Below are 17,903 nucleotides of genomic sequence, written 5' to 3' on the forward strand. Positions count from 1 at the left end.
GAAGATAACGACCACGCGCGCGCGTGCCGCCCCGCGCGCGCCGGACACCCCTACAACTCGGGCGCGCTCACACCCGTACGAGTGAGGACCTCGACCGCGGCGTCGGCCACGGGCTCGACGTCGGGGACCCAGGGGGAGGCGGAGCCGGGGAGCGGCGCGCGCTCCCAGCGGATGTCGCCCTCGCCGGTCTCCGTCGGGGGCAGGGCGATGTAGCCGCCCTCGCCGTGGAAGCGCAGGGAGCCGGGGACGCAGTCCTTGGCGTAGAGCAGTTCGCCCAACTGCTCCAGCGTGTACGGCTTCACGAGGATCGCCCAGCGACTGGGCGAGGCCACGACCGGGCCGAGTCGCATGCCCATGCGGTCGAGGGCGGCGAGGGTGTGCGCGGCGGCCAGGGCCGGCAGGCTGACCGCGCAGGGCGCCTTGCCGCCGGTGGCCAGGATGATCGGCGCGGTGGGCCGGTTGGTCCACCACCAGCGCACCATGCGCGGGTCGGTGGTGGCCGCGAGGAGGCCGGGGTCGAAGGGATGCGCGCCGGGCACCGTGCACTCCGGGTCCGGGCAGGCGCAGCGGGAACGCCCCCGCGGGTCCGCTGCCACGCCCGGGAGTACGGGCCACTGCCATGTGGTCGCGCAGGTCAGGGCCGCGCTGATCAACTCAGGCCTTCCGTCGCTGCGCTGGGACAGGAGCCTGCGTCGCCTTCCGAGGATCTCGCGCATGAGCGCTCGTTCCTTTCCGTTGCACCGCTGGCAACACCGTGGGTCACATCACACCATGTGTCGATCACTTCACTGTGCGTACCTGTTGGCGCATCACACCCCTGCCGAAGGCAAGGGGAACCCCTATGGGCCGAGCATTGGCTGCTTCCGTGGCAGCCGCGCCACCCATACTGCGTCTATCAAAAGCATGGGCCTGGCGGGGGGTGGCGAAGTCTGGCGTTTTGCCGTTACGCGTATTTCTCTTCGCCTCCGCCACGGGAGGATGGGGCACGGTCGTCGGTGGATAGGACGCCCGGTTCGGTCACCAGGTTCCGGGTGGCTGTCAACCACCCCTGGCCTTCTCCGAGTACGTACCCATCACGACCGCTGTGACGCTCTGTGGAGCAAGCCCAGTCGACCGCAATACCCCGTTACCCGAGGCTGTTTTAGGCCAACTTCGCTTAATGGCCCACCCTACTCCGGTTACCCACGGACACCAGGAATCCCGGCAGGACAATGCTGGACATCCCCTCACGAGTGCGTGTACATGTGGAGACACTGCTAGCGGCGCAGAATGACATGGGGGTTTGCGATGCTTTTGAGCAATACGCACCGGTCTGAAAGCCGGACGCCATGAACGCCCCTCACCCTTCGAAAGTGGCTGGAATCGATTCAACGGTTCCCTCGCCCGCACACACTGTCGCGCCCGCGCCGACCGCCTCGGGTTCCTCGCCGGTCCCCCCGCCCAACGCACCCGGGGCACTGCTCCAGGACCGCCTCGCGGGCTGGGTCTCGGACCTGACGACACTCCACGAACTCACCGAACGCCTGGCCCGCACGGCCGTGCTCGCCGAGGCCCTGACCGAACTGCTGCGCGCCGGAGCCGCCCTGGTGGGCGCCCGGCGCGGTCTCGTCGTACTGGAACCGGGCGACGGGCTCGGACCCGACACGACGATCGGCCTGGGACTGGCCCGCGCCGACCTCGGGCACATCGAGACCGTGCCGCGCAGCGCGATGTCGTACGGCCGCATCCTCGACGGACTCCCGGGCGCCGACGGCGAGATCGCCGAGCCCGACCTGCTCGCCGAGGACGGCCTCGACCCCCGCCATCGCGAAGTGGCCGCCCGCCTCGGCTACGCCGCGTGCTACGCCCTCCCGCTGTCCGTCGAGCACGGGGGCCGCGTCGGCGCCGCCGTCTGGCTGTACGACGAGCCCGCGGAGCCGGGCGAGCGGCAGCGGCATCTGGTCGGGCTGTACGCCCGTTACGCCGGCGAACACCTGGCCCGGCTGGTCGAGGTGGAGCGCACGCGCGCGTGCATGGCGACGATGGCCGAGGAGCTGCTGCCGTCCCGGCTCCCCCGCGTCGCCGGCGTCCAGCTCGCCGCCCGGCACCGCGCCGGCCCGCGCGGGGGCGGCGACTGGTACGACGCCCTGCCGCTGCCGGACGCGGCCCTCGGGCTCGCGGTCGGCTCGGTCACCGGATCCGGCCCGAGCGCGGTCGCCGCGATGGGGCGGCTGCGCGCCTCCCTGCGCGCGTACGCCGTGATGGAGGGCGAGGACCCGGTTGCCGTCCTGTCGGACCTGGAACTGCTGCTGCGCCTGACCGAACCGGCCCGCTCCGCCACCGCCCTGTTCGCCTACTGCGAGCCCGCGCTGCGCAAGATCACACTGGCCGGTGCCGGGCACTGCCCGCCGCTGCTGGTCGGCGAGCGGCGCACCGAGTTCGTGGAGACGTCGTTGTCCGCGCCGCTCGGCATGCTCGCCTGCTGGGAGGCGCCCAGCGTGGAGTTCCAGGCCGAGCCCGGCGAGACGGTTCTGCTCTACACCGACGGTCTGCTGCACCGCACCGGTGACCCCACCGACCGCGCCTTCGCCCGGCTGCACGCGGCCGCCGCCGGCGTGCCCAGGGCGCTGCGGCACGACCCGGACGCGATCGCCGACCACGTGCTGCGCACCGTCCTGCCGGACGGGCTGGACGCGGCCGAGGGCGAGGAGGACGTCGTCCTGCTCGCGGCGCGTTTCGAGTGAGCCGGGGGCGTGTGATCCCGTACGCGCGCCGCTGCCCTCGGTAACAGGTCCTTCGCCCCTGAGCCCCCTTCCGCACGACCGTACGATGGACGGGGTCCAGTGCCGTAACAAGGAGGATGACCGTGGCCGAGGAGCTCACCCCGGAGACCCCGGAGAACGAGTCTGAGGAGCCGATCAAGCAGCGCAAGAACGGCCTGTACCCGGGCGTGTCCGACGAGCTCGCCGAGAACATGAAGTCCGGCTGGGCCGACACGGAGCTGCGTGACCTGGAGCCGATCGCCCAGGCCGCCGAGACCGCCGCGCGGCGCGCCGCGCTGTCGGCGCGCTTCCCCGGTGAGCGCCTGGTGATCCCCGCGGGCAACCTGAAGACCCGCTCGAACGACACGGACTACCCCTTCCGGGCCTCCGTCGAGTACGCGTACCTCACCGGCAACCAGACCGAGGACGGCGTGCTCGTCCTGGAGCCCACCGGGGACGGCCACAAGGAGACGATCTACCTCCTGCCGCGCTCGGACCGGGAGAACGGCGAGTTCTGGCTCTCCGGGCAGGGCGAGCTGTGGGTGGGCCGCCGGCACTCGCTCACCGAGGCGGCGAAGCTGTACGGCATCCCGGCCTCCGACGTGCGCGAGCTGGCCGACAGCCTGCGCGAGGCGACCGGCCCGGTGCGGGTCGTGCGCGGCTACGACGCCGGGATCGAGGCGGCCCTGACCGACAAGGTCACCGCCGAGCGCGACGAGGAACTGCGGGTCTTCCTCTCCGAGGCGCGCCTGGTCAAGGACGACTTCGAGGTCGGCGAGCTGCAGAAGGCCGTCGACTCCACCGTGCGCGGCTTCGAGGACGTCGTGAAGGTCCTCGACAAGGCGGAGGCGACCTCCGAGCGCTACATCGAGGGCACCTTCTTCCTCCGCGCGCGCGTGGAGGGCAACGACGTCGGCTACGGCACCATCGCCGCCGCCGGCCCGCACGCGTGCACGCTGCACTGGGTGCGCAACGACGGCCCGGTCCGCTCCGGCGACCTGCTGCTGCTCGACGCGGGCGTCGAGACGCACACGTACTACACCGCCGACGTGACGCGCACGCTCCCCGTCAACGGCCGGTTCAGCGAGATCCAGAAGAAGATCTACGACGCCGTGTACGAGGCCCAGGAGGCCGGTATCGCGGCGGTGCGGCCGGGCGCCAAGTACCGGGACTTCCACGACGCCGCGCAGCGCGTGCTCACCGAGCGGCTCGTCGAGTGGGGGCTGGTCGAGGGGCCCGTGGAGCGGGTGCTGGAGCTCGGGCTGCAGCGGCGCTGGACGCTGCACGGCACCGGGCACATGCTCGGCATGGACGTGCACGACTGCGCCGCCGCGCGCGTGGAGGCCTACGTCGACGGGACGCTGGAGCCCGGAATGTGCCTCACAGTCGAGCCCGGGCTGTACTTCCAGGCCGACGACCTGACGGTGCCGGAGGAGTACCGCGGCATCGGCGTGCGCATCGAGGACGACATCCTGGTGACCGAGCACGGCAACCGCAACCTGTCGGCCGGGCTGCCGCGCCGCTCCGACGAGGTCGAGGTCTGGATGGCCTCGCTCAGGGGCTGATACGAGTCGGATGGCCGGGTACCTGTGGGGTGCCCGGCCATTGATGTGCCTGCATTCACGAACCTGGGGGGAGGGTCGTCGTGGACGACTTCTGGTCCGGCGTCGGTGTCGATCTGCATCTGGAGACCGACGACGGCGAGGGACGGCGGGTCGGGCTGGAACGGGCGCTGCGGGACGCCGTGCGGGACGGGCGGCTGGCACCCGGGACCCGGCTCCCGGCCACGCGCCGGCTCGCGACCGAACTGGGAGTCTCCAGGGGGACCGCGAAGGCCGCCTACGACCAGCTCGTCGCCGAGGGCTATCTGACCGCCCGGCAGGGCTCGGGCACCCGGGTCGCCGAGCTGCCCAAGGCCGAGACGGAGTCGCCGAGCACCGCCGCACGCGCGCTTACGCCGCGTTTCGACCTGCGCCCCGGCAGCCCGGACGTGGGGGCGTTCCCGGCGGCGGCCTGGCTACGGGCGCTGCGGCGGGCCATCGCCACGGCCCCGCTGCTGGCCTACGACTACGGCGATCCGCGCGGGCGCGTCGAGCTGCGCACGGCGCTCTCGGGTTACCTGGGGCGCGCCCGGGGAGTCCTCGCGCCGCCCGAGCGGATCGTGATCACTTCCGGTTACGTGCAGGGGCTCGCGCTTCTCACGCGCGTGCTGGAGGGCGGCGAGATCGCCATGGAGGACCCCGGGCTGGCCTTCCACCGGGAGGTCGTGCGGCGCAACGGCGGCAGTGTGGTCGCGGCGCGGGTCGACGAACGGGGGGTGCGCGCGGGGGACCTCGGGGACTGCCGGGCCGCCGTGGTCACCCCGGCCCACCAGTACCCGACCGGAGTCACGCTGCACCCGGAGCGGCGGCGGGCGTTGACCGACTGGGCACGCGCGCGTGGCGGGCTGATCGTCGAGGACGACTACGACGGCGAGTTCCGCTACGACCGCCAGCCCGTCGGCGCGCTCCAGGGCATGGCACCCGGCCAGGTCGTCTACCTCGGCACGGCCTCCAAGACGCTCGGGCCCGCGCTGCGGCTCGGCTGGATGGTGCTGCCGCCGCACCTGGTCGACGCGGTCGCCGACGTCAAGCTGCACAGCGACCACCACACCGAGTCCATCGGCCAGCTGGCGCTCGCCGAACTCATCGACAGCCACTCCTACGACCGTCACGTGCGCGCGTGCCGGCTCCGGTACCGCAGACGCCGCGACCAGCTCCTCGACCGGCTCGGCGGCCACCGCGACGTGCGCGGCATCGCGGCCGGACTGCACGCGCTCGTGGAGGTGGCCGACGAGGCGGACGTGCTGGAACGCGCCGAGGCGGAGGGCCTGGCCCTGGGCCGGCTCGGCGACCACTGGCACACCCCGGACGAGACACACCCGCAGGGGCTGGTCGTGGGGTACGGGACGCCTCGGGAGCGGGTGTACCCGGAGGCCCTGACGGTGCTCGAAAAGGTGCTGGAGTCGGCCGACCCGGCCCGCTGAGTCAGACCGCCAGCAGCGGTGCGTCCTCGCGCCACTTGAGGATCTTGTCGAAGCTCACCACCGTGCCGTCACGGCCGGGCTTGTCGCCGATGTGGACGTGGTCGGCGAGCTCGCGGATCAGATACAGCCCCCTGCCGTGCTCGGCGTCGGCGCGGGCGGGGCGGACCGCCGGGGGCCCCGCGAGACCGGGGCCGGAGTCCGTGACCTCGATACGGCACTTCTCGCCGTCCAGGTAGGCGGTGACCCGGTACGCCTCCGCGGACTCGCCGTCCTCGGCGCTGCCGCCGTGTTCGACGGCGTTCGCGCAGGCCTCGCTGAGGGCGACGGAGAGGTCGTAGGAGATGTCGGGGTCGACCCCCGCCGTCTCCATCGCGCCGAGCAGCAGCCGCCGGGCGAGCGGCACGCTCGCGGCTTCCCGCCGCAAGTGGAGTGACCACCAGATGCTCATGCTCCAGCCTCCCGGCCGCGGCTCGACATACCGTTTTTTATTGCCGCGCGTAGGCATGTGTAAGCACCGAGTTGACGTGACGCCGCCCATATGGGCGATGCGTCCGGTCAGGAATCGGTGTATGTCCGATCAGCTCATGTCAGAGAGTGATCTTCTGGCCCGTAGGTCACCTTGTGGACCTGCCGTACGGTGCCGGCAGGGCCAGTGGGATGATGAGCCCGCCATGACTGCCCCCCACCAGCGCAGGGCGCGCTCCGGACGAGACGTCCGGATTCTGCGGGCCGCGGTGTTCGCCGCGGTCTGCGTCGTGCTGGCCGCGGGCGGCCACGCCCTGGCCTCGTGCGCCCCGGTGCCACCGTGGACGCTGGTCGCCGGTTTCCTGGGCGTCCTGCTCGTCACGGTGCCGCTCAGCGGACGCGAGCGGTCACTGCCCGGGATCGCCGCGCTGCTCGCGGCGGGCCAGATCGTGCTGCACACGCTCTTCGGGCTGGGTCAGCACACGGCCGCCGGCGGCATGTCGATGGCGTCCATGAGGTCCGCGTCCGACGCCTCGCTGGTCCGGCAGGCGGCCCGCATCACCTGCGGGGCCGCAGCGGCGGCGATCAGTCCCGCCCAGGCCCGCCGGATCCTCACCGACGCCCGAATTCCGCAGACCCCGGCCATGGACATGAGCTCCGTGCGCCCGGCCGGTTCCCCGTCCCTGGTCTCCCTGCTGCCGTCCCTGCCGATGCTGCTGGGCCACGTCCTCGCGGCGGTCGCCGCCGGCTGGCTGCTGCGCCGCGGGGACCTGGCACTGCTCAGGCTCGTCGAACTGTCCGCGGACTCCATGGCCGAAGGGGCTCTCGTACGGTCCCTGCGCTCCGCGCTAGCCCTGGTGCGCGCCCTGCGCGCCGGGCTGCCGGCCGCACCCGAGACGGGTCCGCGCGTGCCGGGCACCACCCTGCTCGCACCGCCCCGCCCCCGTACCGCCGCACTCCAGCACACGGTGATCCGGCGCGGCCCGCCCGCCGCCGCGCGCTTCCTCCTCGCCGCCTGACGCGACGCACCGCACTCCTTCGGGGTGGGGCCGCCGTCGTGCGGCACGCGCGCGTGCGCGCGCACCCCATCACCGCGACCACACTCGAAGTGGAGTGCTCTCTGCCATGAAGGTCTCTCGTCTCGCCGCCTCCGGCGCCCTGGCCGGCGCCGCCGTGCTCACCCTGTCCGGCCCCGCGTTCGCGCACGTCAGCGTGCAGCCGGAGGGCTCGGTCGCCAAGGGCGGTTACGCCGTCGTCGACTTCAAGGTCCCCAACGAGCGGGACAACGCCTCGACCACCAAGCTGGAGGTCACCTTCCCGGCCGACCACCCGCTGGCCTCCGCGATGCCGGAGCCGATGGACGGCTGGAAGATCCACGTCACCAAGTCCAAGTTGGCCAAGCCGCTCGAGGTGCACGGCAAGAAGATCACCGAGGCCGTATCCAAGATCACCTGGACCGCGGACGGCAAGGGCATCGAGCCGGGCTACTTCGAGAAGTTCCCGGTCTCCGTGGGCGCCCTGCCCGAGGACGCGGACGAACTGGTCTTCAAGGCGATCCAGACGTACGACAACAAGGAGGTCGTGCGCTGGATCGAGGTCCAGCAGGACGGGCAGGAGGAGCCCGAGAACCCGGCGCCCGTGCTGACCCTGTCGGCCGCCTCCGAGGACGGGCACCACGGCTCGACGGCGGCCGAGGACGCCTCCGCCAAGACCACCACGGCCGCCTCCGACCCCGCCGCGACCTCCGACGGCAGTGACACCACCGCGCGCGTGCTCGCCGTCGTCGGCATCGCCGTCGGCGCGCTCGGCGTGGCCTACGGCGTGCTGGCCGGCCGTCGGCGCACCGACGCCTGAGGTCCTTCCACCGCCCTGTGCACCGGGGGCGTACGGCCCCCGGTGCACACCGGAGCTCTCACATCTGGGACATTTTTCTATGCGCAACAAGACGTTCGCCGCGGCCGTGCTGCTCGCCGCCGCCTCCCTGACCCTCTCCGCCTGCGGCAGCGGCGACAGCAGTGACTCCCCCGTCGCCGTGGTCTCCGAGGACACCGGGCAGAAGGCCGCCACCGTCCTCGACCAGCCGTTCGAGAAGCCGGACCTGGTGCTCACCGACACCCACGGCCGCAAGTACGACTTCCGCAAGGAGACGGCCGGCAGGCCCACACTGATCTACTTCGGCTACACCCACTGCCCCGACATCTGCCCGACGACGATGAGCAACATCGCCGTCGCCAAGAAGCAGCTGCCCAAGGCCGAACAGGACAAGCTCCAAGTGGTGTTCGTGACCACGGACCCGGCCCGCGACACCCCGGCCGAACTCGGCAAGTGGCTCAAGGGCATCGACCCCGCCTTCGTCGGCCTGACCGGCGACTTCTCCACCATCCAGGCCGGCGCCCGCACCCTGGGCATCTCCATCGAGCCGGCCCACAAGGACAAGAAGACCGGCAAGACCGTCTCGGTGCACGGCACCCAGGTCATCGCTTTCTCGCCGAAGACCGACGGCGGTTACGTCCTCTACGGCGAGGACGCCTCCGTCGACGACTACACCAAGGACCTGCCCAAGATCATCAGGGGGCAGAACCCGTGAGGCGGCTCGCTCCCACGGCCCTGGTGATGGCCGGCGCCCTCGCCCTCGCGGGCTGCGGCGGCTCGGGCGGCTCCGGCGACGCCAGGCCCGAACTGTCCGTCAGTGCCTCCTACATGCCCCAGCCCATCACGGGCGAGATGGCCGCCGGATTCTTCGTCCTCACCAACAAGGGCGGCACGAAGGACGAACTGACCTCCGTCACCAGTGACGCGGCGGGCAGCGTCACCATGCACGAGACCGTCGGGCAGTCGATGCGGGAGGTCACGTCCCTGGATGTGCCCGCCCACGGTCAACTCGTGTTCAAGAGCGGCGGCAACCACCTGATGTTCGAGAAGCTGAAGGGGAAGCCGAAGCAGGGCGAGAAGGTCACCGTCGAACTGCACTTCGCCGAGTCCGACCCCCTCACCGTCGAGATACCGGTGAAGTCGGCCACGTACAACCCTGCGACCGGCCACTGAGGGAGAGGCACCACCGTGACACCGACCATCACCCCCCGCCGCGCACGGGCGCTGGTGCTGCTGTTCCTGGCCGTGATCGGCGTACTCCTCGCCGGTGCCGGCCCGGCCTCCGCGCACGCCGCGCTCACCGGCAGCGACCCCGCGCAGGGGGTGGTGGTCGACAAGGCACCGACCCAGGTCACCCTCAGCTTCTCCGAGAAGGTCGCCACCTCCGCCGACTCCCTGCGCGTGCTCGACCCCAAGGGCAAGCGCGTCGACACCGGCAAACCGTCGAACACCAGCGGCACCTCGTACGCGGTGCAGCTGAAGAGCGGCCTGCCCGACGGGACCTACACCGTCTCCTGGCAGGTCGTCTCGGCGGACAGCCACCCCGTCGCCGGGGCCTTCACCTTCTCCATCGGCGCCCCCTCCCAGACCACCGTCTCGGTCTCCGGCGACACGGCCGGCGGCGGGGTCGTGGGCTGGCTGTACGGCTTCGGGCGGTACATGTCGTACGCCGGTTTCATCGTCATGGTCGGCGGCGGCGCCTTCGTGCTGGCCTTCTGGCAGCGCGGCTCGGGTGTGCGGCCCGTGCAGCGACTGGTGGTCTCCGGATGGGTGGCACTCACCTCGGCCACCCTCCTGCTGCTGCTCCTGCGCGGCTCCTACACCGGCTCCGGCAAGGTCGGCGACATCTTCGACCTGTCCCTGCTGGGGCAGGTGCTGCAGACCAAGACGGGCGCGGCGCTGGTCTCCCGGCTGCTGCTGCTCGCCGCGGCGGCGCTGTTCATCGCCGTGCTGTTCGGCGCCTATGACAAGCGCGAGGACGAGGAGAAGCGGGACCTGACGTTCGGGCTCGCGATCGGCGGGTTCGTGGTGTCCGCCGGCCTCGCGGCCAGCTGGGCGATGGCCGAGCACGCCTCGACCGGCCTCCAGCCGGGCATCGCGATGCCGGTCGACGTGGTCCATCTGCTCGCTGTCGCGGCCTGGCTGGGCGGGCTCACCGCCCTGCTGGTGGCGCTGTACCGCTCGAAGACACCGGTCGAGGCCGCCGCGGTACGGCGCTTCTCGACCGTCGCGTTCGGCAGCGTCCTGGCCCTCGTCGCGACCGGCGTCTACCAGTCCTGGCGCCAGCTGGGCTCCTGGTCGGCCTTCACCGACACGGCGTACGGGCAGCTGCTCCTCGCCAAGATCGGGCTCGTGGCGCTGCTCGTCGGCATCGCGTCGATCTCCCGGCGCTGGACGGGACGGCTCGGGGACGCGGTTGCGGTGAGCCCGGGGGAGAGCGAGGCGTCGGAGGAATCGGCCGACGGTCCGGCCGGGCGTGAGACGCCCTCCGGGCTGGACGAGACCGCCGGGCGGCACGCGGCCTCCGGGAACGGGGAGGCGGCCTTCGGGCATGAGGCGGCGGCCTCCGGGAACGAGGCGGCGGCTGAAGGCGCGCCTCGGCGGAAGGAGCCGGCGGCCGCTCGCGCGGGGGGCGGCTCGACGAAGGCGGCGTCGGGGGCGGCGGGCTCAGGAGCCGGAGTCGGCTCAGGGGCCGGAGCGGGCTCAGGGGTCGGAGCGGAGGGCGATCACGACTCCGTGGCCTCCGGCGGGTCCGAGGGGTCCGGCGACCTCCCCGCCACCGGCGACGCAGAGGCCACCGGTGGAGCTTCCGAGTCCCCCGCCGACTCCCGGCGTGCCGCCCAGCTCGCCCGGCAGCGAGCCGCCGTGGACAGCGCCCGGCAGAAGCGCGAGCGCGACGCCGACCCCGACCGCTTCGGGCTGCGGCGCTCCGTGCTCGCGGAGGCGGCGGTGGCCGTCGTCCTGCTCGCCGTCACCACCGTGCTGACGCAGACCGAACCCGGCCGCACCGAGCAGGAGGCCAAGGCGGCCACCTCTGCGTCCTCCTCTTCCTCCTCCTCGTCGGCGGACTCCTCATCAGGGGCGGTGACGTTGACCATGCCCTTCGACACGGGCGGCACCGACGGCAAGGGCGTCGTGTCGGTCGACCTGGACCCCGCGCGCGTGGGCGGCAACGAGATGCACGTCTACGTCACCCGGACCAACGGGCGCGGCTTCGACATCCCCGAGGTGAAGGTCGCCCTCACCCTGGAGGCGAAGAAGATCGGGCCGCTGCCCGTCACCCCGGACCACGTCGCCACCGGTCACTGGGCGGCAAGCGACGTGCAGATCCCCATGGCGGGCGACTGGAAGGTCGCGGTGACCGTGCGCACCTCCGACATCGACCAGGTGACCGTCTCCAAGAACGCGCAGATCGGCTGAACCGCACCATGCCCGAACAGTCCCTTCCGCAGGCACCCACCCCCGCCCGCACGGCTGCCTCACCGCAGACATCTCCCTCGCCCGGCGTCTCGCGCCGCGCCCTGCTCGGCTCCGCCGGCGCCACCGGCCTCGTGCTCGGCGCGGCGGGCGGTGCCGTGGGATACGCCGCCGCGCCCTCCCAGGCTGCTCCACTGAGCTCGATCGGCGCGAACATGGCAATGTTTCACGGGAAACATCAGCCCGGCATCACCGACGGCCTGCAGGCCACGGGCCATCTCGTCGCCTTCGACCTGACGCCGGGCGCCGGCCGCAGGGAAGCCGCCGCACTGCTGCGCCGCTGGTCCACGACGGCCGAACGGCTGATGGCCGGTGAATCGGCGTCGAGCGACGACACGGACGTGGCGCGGGACGCGGGACCGTCCTCGCTGACCGTCACCTTCGGCTTCGGGCACAGCTTCTTCACCCGCACCGGCCTGGAGAAGCAGCGCCCGGTCTCCCTCGACCCGCTTCCCGACTTCTCCTCCGACCACCTCGACAGGGCCCGCAGCGACGGCGACCTGTGGGTGCAGATCGGCGCCGACGACGCCCTCGTCGCCTTCCACGCCCTGCGCGCGATCCAGAAGGACGCGGGCAGCGCGGCGAAGGTCCGCTGGCAGATGAACGGCTTCAACCGCACGCCGGGCGCCACGGCCCACCCCATGACGGCACGCAACCTCATGGGCCAGCTCGACGGCACCCGCAATCCGAGGCCGACGGACGCCGACTTCGACAAGCGGATCTTCGTGCCCGCCTCCGGCTCCGGCGACCCGGCCTGGATGGCGGGCGGCTCCTACGCCGTCGTACGCCGTATCCGCATGCTGCTCGACGACTGGGAGAAGCTCTCGCTCACCGCCCAGGAGAACGTCATCGGGCGCCGGAAGTCGAACGGGGCGCCTCTTTCGGGCGGCTCGGAGAAGACCGCGATGGACCTGGAGAAGACCGACGCCAAGGGCGACCTCGTCGTTCCCCTCAACGCCCATGCCCGCATCACCCGGCCCGACCAGAACGGCGGGGCGGCCATCCTGCGGCGCCCGTTCTCCTATCACGACGGGATCGACGCCGACGGGGCGCCGGACGCGGGTCTGCTGTTCGTATGCTGGCAGGCGGACCCGCTGCGCGGCTTCGTCCCCCTGCAGCGCAAGCTCGACCGCGGTGACGCCCTGTCGAAGTACATCCGGCACGAGGCGAGCGGACTCTTCGCGGTGCCGGGCGGGGCGGCGAAGGGCGAGTTCGTGGGACAGCGGCTGCTGGAAGGGTGAGCCGGGTCGCTTTGGGGCCATTAGGGTGAGGGCATGCCAGCGAGCTACGCCTACCTCGGCCCCGAGGGCACCTTCACCGAAGTCGCCCTGCGCACGCTTCCCGAGGCGGCCACGCGGGAGCTGATCCCGTACGTGTCCGTGCAGTCCGCACTCGACGCGGTCCGCGCCGGCGAGGCCGAGGCCGCGTTCGTGCCGATCGAGAACTCCGTCGAGGGCGGGATCACCACCACCCTCGACGAGCTGGTCGCGGGCGCGCCGCTGATGATCTACCGCGAGGTGCTGCTGTCGATCACCTTCGCGCTGCTGGTCAGGCCGGGCACCGAGCTGTCCGACATCAAGACGGTCTCCGCCCACCCGGCCGCCCAGCCGCAGGTGCGCAACTGGCTCAGGAACAACCTCCCGGACGCCCACTGGGAGTCGGCCGCCTCGAACGCGGACGCCGCCCGCCTGGTACAGGAGGGGCAGTACGACGCCGCCTTCGCGGGCGAGTTCGCCGCCGCCCGTTACGGTCTCAAGGCCCTGGAGACCGGCATCCACGACGCCGAGAACGCGCAGACCCGTTTCGTGCTCGTCGGCCGGCCCGCCCGGCCCGCGGCGCCGACCGGCGCGGACAAGACGTCCGTGGTGCTGTGGCAGCGCGACGACCACCCCGGTGGCCTGCGCGATCTGCTGGGCGAGTTCGCCACCCGCGGCATCAACCTCATGCTCCTTCAGTCCCGGCCGACCGGCGCGGGCATCGGCAACTACTGCTTCTGCATCGACGCCGAGGGCCACATCTCCGACCGGCGGGTGGCCGAGGCCCTGATGGGGCTCAAGCGGATCTGCCTGGAGGTGCGGTTCCTCGGCTCCTACCCGCGTGCCGACGCGGGCGTCGAGGATGTGGGGGCACCTCGGCTCGGGACGTCGGACGAGGAGTTCGTGGCGGCGTCGGACTGGGTGGCGCGCTGCCAGGACGGCCGGTTCTGACGGGCGGTGCTGACGGGTGGTTCCTACGGCGCTTCCGTGTGGGCTCGCCCCGCCCGACCGCGGTCTTACCTGCAGATTTTCGTTATCCACAGGAGTTATCCACAGGTTGGCTTCTCGACCTGGGGACAAGTCGACAAGAACGTGCCGGTCAGTCGACAAATCGGCCTCTGGGCGGCTCCCGGGTTCACCGCCGCGCACATCACCCTTCGTCCACTCTTTTCCTTTGCGCAATCCTTTGGGGCGACCGGTTTCCACTCGAAAGTGCGGGTGAGTGAGGTTTGTCCTGGGAATCGTCCGGTTCACGGCCGTGTTTCGGAGTGATCAATTCCGAAATCCACAGATCATCCACACAGCCTGTGGATAACTCTGCCGAGGGTGTGGACCGCTGTGGACAACCGCAGCCCAAGTCCCGTACCGCACAAGGGAATCGGGTCAACCGGGCGCCTGTCACCTGACCCGTCCCAGGGAGTGGGACACCTTTTATTGACACACCTCGCGATTGCCGCGTAACCGAACGTAAGACGCGAATGGGAACCGAGGGGAATGGAGTCGTGAGGCGTATCCCCGCACCGGTAGCCTTGACCGCGTGATTGACCTTCGCCTGCTCCGTGAGGACCCCGACCGTGTGCGCGCGTCCCAGCGCGCCCGTGGAGAGGACGTCGCGCTCGTCGACTCCCTCCTGTCTGCCGACGAGCGGCGCAGGTCCTCCGGCGTCCGCTTCGACGAACTGCGTGCCGAGCAGAAGCAGCTCGGCAAGCTGATCCCCAAGGCGGCGGGTGACGAGAAGGCCGAGCTGCTGAAGAAGGCGAGCCAGCTCGCCGCCGACGTCAAGGCCGCCGACGCCGAGCGCGACGCGGCCGACACCGAGACCCAGGAGCTGCTGCTCCAGCTCGGCAACCTCGTCCACCCCGACGTGCCCGTCGGCGGCGAGGAGGACTTCGTCACCCTCGAGACACACGGCACGATCCGCGACTTCGGTGCCGAGGGCTTCGAGCCCAAGGACCACCTGGAACTCGGCACGCTCCTCGGCGCGATCGACGTGGAGCGCGGCGCCAAGGTCTCCGGCTCCCGCTTCTACTTCCTCACCGGCGTCGGCGCCCTGCTGGAGCTCGCGCTGGTCAACGCCGCGATCGCCCAGGCCACGGCGGCCGGCTTCACGCCGATGCTGACGCCCGCCCTGGTCCGCCCCCAGTCGATGGCGGGCACCGGCTTCCTCGGCCAGGCCGCCCAGGACGTCTACCGCCTCGACGCCGACGACCTGTACCTCGTCGGCACCTCCGAGGTCCCCCTCGCCGCCTACCACATGGACGAGATCCTCGACGCCGACCGCCTGCCGCTGCGCTACGCCGGCTTCTCGCCGTGCTTCCGCCGCGAGGCCGGCTCGCACGGCAAGGACACCCGGGGCATCTTCCGCGTCCACCAGTTCGACAAGGTGGAGATGTTCTCCTACGTCGCCCCGGAGGACTCGCAGGCCGAGCACCAGCGCCTGCTGCAGTGGGAGAAGGAGTGGCTGACCTCGCTGGAGCTGCCGTTCCGCGTCATCGACGTCGCCACCGGCGACCTCGGCTCCTCGGCCGCGCGCAAGTTCGACTGCGAGGCGTGGATCCCGACGCAGGGCAAGTACCGCGAGCTGACGTCGACCTCGGACTGCACCGAGTTCCAGTCCCGCCGGCTGTCGATCCGCTTCCGTGACGGCAAGCAGGTCAAGCCGCTGGCGACGCTCAACGGCACGCTGTGCGCCGTACCGCGCACGATCGTGGCGATCCTGGAGAACCACCAGCAGGCCGACGGCTCCGTGTACGTGCCGCCGGTGCTGCGCCCGTACCTGGGCGGCCGGGAGGTCCTGGAGCCGGTCGCCAAGTGACCGACTTCCCCTTCCGGCTGGTCGCGACCGACCTCGACGGAACGCTGCTGCGCTCCGACGAGTCGGTCTCGCGCCGCACCCGTGACGCCCTCGCCGCGGCCGCCGCGGCGGGCGCCGCGCACATCGTCGTCACCGGGCGCGGAGCGCCGTGGACGCGGCACATCCTCGACGACCTCGGTTACGACGGCCTCGCCGTCTGCGGCCAGGGCGCCCAGGTCTACGACGCCAAGGAGCACCGGCTGCTGACGTCCGTGACCCTGGACCGGCAGCTGGCGGGCGTCGCCCTGGCCAAGATCGAGGCGGAGGTCGGTCCGCTGCACCTGGCGGCGAGCCGGGACGGGCTGGACGGCGACGTGCTCGTGGGCCCGGGGTACGCCGTCACCGGCTCTCTTCCCGCGGTTCCCTTCACGGACGCGGCGGATCTGTGGGCCGCCCCGCTGAACAAGATCTACATACAGCATCCGACGCTCACCGACGACGAACTGGCCGAAGCGGCCCGCCGCGCCGCGGGCGGCTTCGTCACGGTGGCCATGGCGGGCGCGGGCATCGTGGAACTGCTGCCGCTCGGCCTGTCGAAGGCGACGGGGCTGTCCCTGGCGGCGCGCAGGCTCGGTGTGAAGGCGGCGCAGACCATCGCCTTCGGCGACATGCCGAACGACATCCCGATGTTCGCGTGGGCGGCTCGGGGCGTGGCGATGGCCAACGCGCACCAGGAACTGAAGGCGGTGGCGGACGAGGTGACGGCCTCCAACGAGGAGGACGGCATCGCGGTGGTGCTGGAGCGGTTGCTGGGCTGAACTGTCAGCCGCTGTAAGGGGCTGACAGCCGCTTTCAGCGGAGAATGCACGGTATCTGCGGAGGATGCACGGATCGAACGTGCGCGGGCTTTCCAGGCCCGACCTTGGCTTAGCAAGCCAGTGCCTTACCACTCGGCCAATCCTCCGGGTGGGCGGCCCACGCGAGAGCGACATCGCGTGCTCGAAGCGGCCGCCCCGGACAGTTCCTGGGGGTGACTCGACGGTGGGTAACTACACCGGAGTCCTCACCGGACTGCCCTGACGGGAGCTGGACGTATTGTCGTGCATGGACATCGCCCGGCTCCTCTCCCAGAACGTGGCGCCGAAGTCGCCGTACCCGCGTACGGTTTCCGGCGGTGTGGACACAACCATCGTGCCTGTACGACGAGTTGGACGCCACTGATTAAAAGGGGCCGTCGATCCCGTCCAAGGGGGCCGTCGATCACGCTACCGGCGCCGCCACTTGCGGCGACGCGCCTTGCTGAAGAACCAGCCCGCCGGCGGCTCGTCGGAGCGCCACGGCTGTGGTTCGGGCTCCTCCGCGCGCCAGCGGGCGGCGAGCATACGGGCGCGGGCTGAGGGCTCGGTCGTCCCGGCGGACCGGATGAAGTCCTCGTCCAGGACCAGGTCGTCCCAGTCGTCTGCCATCCCCATTCCTCTCAGCCCAGCCTTCCCTTTGCCCAGTGTGGCCGGACAGGGGTGAAGTGCCCGTCAGTAAAGGCGGCGTCTACTCCTCACCGGCCAGCGTCAGCGAGCGCAGCTTCTGCCCCGCGTACCAGGTGGCCAGGACCGTCACCGCGACCAGGAAAACCGTGGCGGTGGTCAGCCCGACGTCCGAGGTCACCAGGTCGCCGCCGGCCACCTTGTGGGCGACGGCCAGCGACCACTGCTGGACGCTGAGGGTGCGCGCACCGGGCACCAGGGAGCCGAACAGCGCCTCCCAGACCAGCGCGTAGACGAGGCCGAAGACGACCGCGTGCCGGGACACCGTGCCCAGCAGCAGGAACAGCGCCGCGTACGCGATGGACGACACCAGGGCGGCCACCGTGTAGGCGACGGCGATCTGCTGGCCGTTGCCGTTGAGGATGAAGCCGGCGATCAGCGTCGGCAGCGCCGAGAAGACCATGGTCACGGCGATCGCCACGATCAGCTTGGTGAAGATGATCGTCGGTCGTTTGATCGGCTTGGACAGCAGGTACACCACCGAGCCGTCGTCGATCTCCGGGCCGATCGCGCCGGTCCCGGCGATGACACCGATGATCGGCACCATCGTGGCGAGCGCGAGGCTGCCCAGCAGGTCCTTCGCCGTCTGGTCGTCGGCTCCGACGAGACCGCGCACGATCACGGAGATCACGATCAGCAGCAGCGGGAGCGCGCCCAGGATGAGGGCCCGGCGGCGGCCGAGCAGGGCCCGGTAGGTGAGTCGGGCGACTGTGGGGTCGTACATCTTCGGCC

At 71.4% G+C, this 17,903-nt stretch carries 16 protein-coding genes and 1 tRNA gene; 12 read left to right on the forward strand and 5 right to left on the reverse strand.

What is annotated here, in order from left to right; all coding sequences use genetic code 11:
- Window positions 1-50 precede the first annotated feature (50 nt).
- Window positions 51-716, reverse strand: coding sequence for a bifunctional DNA primase/polymerase (locus FBY22_RS40480; RefSeq protein ID WP_142153457.1), 666 nt, complete (start codon window positions 714-716; stop codon window positions 51-53).
- Window positions 717-1,328: 612 nt separating this feature from the next.
- On the opposite strand from FBY22_RS40480, the gene FBY22_RS40485 reads away from it, so the two are divergent.
- The 3 genes from FBY22_RS40485 to FBY22_RS40495 all read left to right on the forward strand — a co-directional run bounded on the left by FBY22_RS40485 (window position 1,329) and on the right by FBY22_RS40495 (window position 5,766).
- Complete coding sequence (locus FBY22_RS40485; protein ID WP_174267422.1) at window positions 1,329-2,723, forward strand: PP2C family protein-serine/threonine phosphatase; 1,395 nt, start codon at window positions 1,329-1,331, stop codon at window positions 2,721-2,723.
- 116 nt (window positions 2,724-2,839) lie between these two features.
- A complete protein-coding gene (locus tag FBY22_RS40490) occupies window positions 2,840-4,306 on the forward strand; it encodes an aminopeptidase P family protein (protein ID WP_142153461.1) in 1,467 nt (488 codons plus the stop codon).
- An 80-nt stretch (window positions 4,307-4,386) separates the two neighbouring features.
- Window positions 4,387-5,766 (forward strand): PLP-dependent aminotransferase family protein, encoded by a 1,380-nt coding sequence (locus FBY22_RS40495; RefSeq protein WP_142153463.1) that lies wholly within the window; start codon window positions 4,387-4,389, stop codon window positions 5,764-5,766.
- Between the two features lies 1 nt (window position 5,767).
- On the opposite strand, the gene FBY22_RS40500 is transcribed toward FBY22_RS40495, so the two are convergent.
- A complete protein-coding gene (locus tag FBY22_RS40500) occupies window positions 5,768-6,214 on the reverse strand; it encodes an ATP-binding protein (RefSeq protein WP_142153465.1) in 447 nt (148 codons plus the stop codon).
- Window positions 6,215-6,437: 223 nt separating this feature from the next.
- On the opposite strand from FBY22_RS40500, the gene FBY22_RS40505 reads away from it, so the two are divergent.
- From FBY22_RS40505 to FBY22_RS40545, 9 genes are all read left to right on the forward strand, one after another.
- The gene (locus FBY22_RS40505; protein ID WP_142153467.1) at window positions 6,438-7,250 is read left to right on the forward strand and encodes a hypothetical protein; all 813 of its coding nucleotides are present in this window, start codon (window positions 6,438-6,440) and stop codon (window positions 7,248-7,250) included.
- A gap of 106 nt (window positions 7,251-7,356) precedes the next feature.
- On the forward strand, window positions 7,357-8,085 hold the full coding sequence (locus tag FBY22_RS40510) for a YcnI family protein (protein WP_142153469.1): 729 nt from the start codon (window positions 7,357-7,359) through the stop codon (window positions 8,083-8,085).
- Between the two features lie 79 nt (window positions 8,086-8,164).
- Entirely contained in the window at window positions 8,165-8,818 is a 654-nt protein-coding gene (locus tag FBY22_RS40515; RefSeq protein ID WP_142153471.1) for an SCO family protein, read from the forward strand.
- Window positions 8,815-9,276, forward strand: coding sequence for a copper chaperone PCu(A)C (locus FBY22_RS40520; protein WP_399212785.1), 462 nt, complete (start codon window positions 8,815-8,817; stop codon window positions 9,274-9,276). Before FBY22_RS40515 ends, FBY22_RS40520 begins: the two co-directional genes overlap by 4 nt.
- 15 nt (window positions 9,277-9,291) lie before the next feature.
- On the forward strand, window positions 9,292-11,523 hold the full coding sequence (locus FBY22_RS40525) for a copper resistance CopC/CopD family protein (protein WP_142153473.1): 2,232 nt from the start codon (window positions 9,292-9,294) through the stop codon (window positions 11,521-11,523).
- An 8-nt stretch (window positions 11,524-11,531) separates the two neighbouring features.
- Window positions 11,532-12,821 (forward strand): iron uptake transporter deferrochelatase/peroxidase subunit, encoded by a 1,290-nt coding sequence (gene efeB, locus FBY22_RS40530; RefSeq protein WP_142153474.1) that lies wholly within the window; start codon window positions 11,532-11,534, stop codon window positions 12,819-12,821.
- A 33-nt stretch (window positions 12,822-12,854) separates the two neighbouring features.
- Window positions 12,855-13,787, forward strand: coding sequence for a prephenate dehydratase (pheA, locus tag FBY22_RS40535; protein WP_142153476.1), 933 nt, complete (start codon window positions 12,855-12,857; stop codon window positions 13,785-13,787).
- Window positions 13,788-14,373: 586 nt separating this feature from the next.
- Complete coding sequence (gene serS / locus FBY22_RS40540) at window positions 14,374-15,651, forward strand: serine--tRNA ligase (protein WP_142153478.1); 1,278 nt, start codon at window positions 14,374-14,376, stop codon at window positions 15,649-15,651.
- Window positions 15,648-16,448 (forward strand): HAD family hydrolase, encoded by an 801-nt coding sequence (locus FBY22_RS40545; RefSeq protein ID WP_142153480.1) that lies wholly within the window; start codon window positions 15,648-15,650, stop codon window positions 16,446-16,448. The genes serS and FBY22_RS40545 overlap by 4 nt, the downstream gene beginning before the upstream one ends.
- Window positions 16,449-16,506: 58 nt before the next feature.
- On the opposite strand, the gene FBY22_RS40550 is transcribed toward FBY22_RS40545, so the two are convergent.
- From FBY22_RS40550 to FBY22_RS40560, 3 genes are all read right to left on the reverse strand, one after another.
- Window positions 16,507-16,594: transfer RNA gene (locus FBY22_RS40550), tRNA-Ser, on the reverse strand.
- A gap of 301 nt (window positions 16,595-16,895) precedes the next feature.
- Window positions 16,896-17,096, reverse strand: a complete 201-nt coding sequence (locus FBY22_RS40555; RefSeq protein WP_142153482.1) for a hypothetical protein — start codon at window positions 17,094-17,096, stop codon at window positions 16,896-16,898.
- 79 nt (window positions 17,097-17,175) lie between these two features.
- On the reverse strand, window positions 17,176-17,895 hold the full coding sequence (locus FBY22_RS40560; RefSeq protein WP_142153484.1) for an ABC transporter permease: 720 nt from the start codon (window positions 17,893-17,895) through the stop codon (window positions 17,176-17,178).
- Window positions 17,896-17,903 lie beyond the last annotated feature (8 nt).

It is taken from the genome of Streptomyces sp. SLBN-31, from assembly GCF_006715395.1.
Classification (GTDB): Bacteria; Actinomycetota; Actinomycetes; order Streptomycetales; family Streptomycetaceae; genus Streptomyces.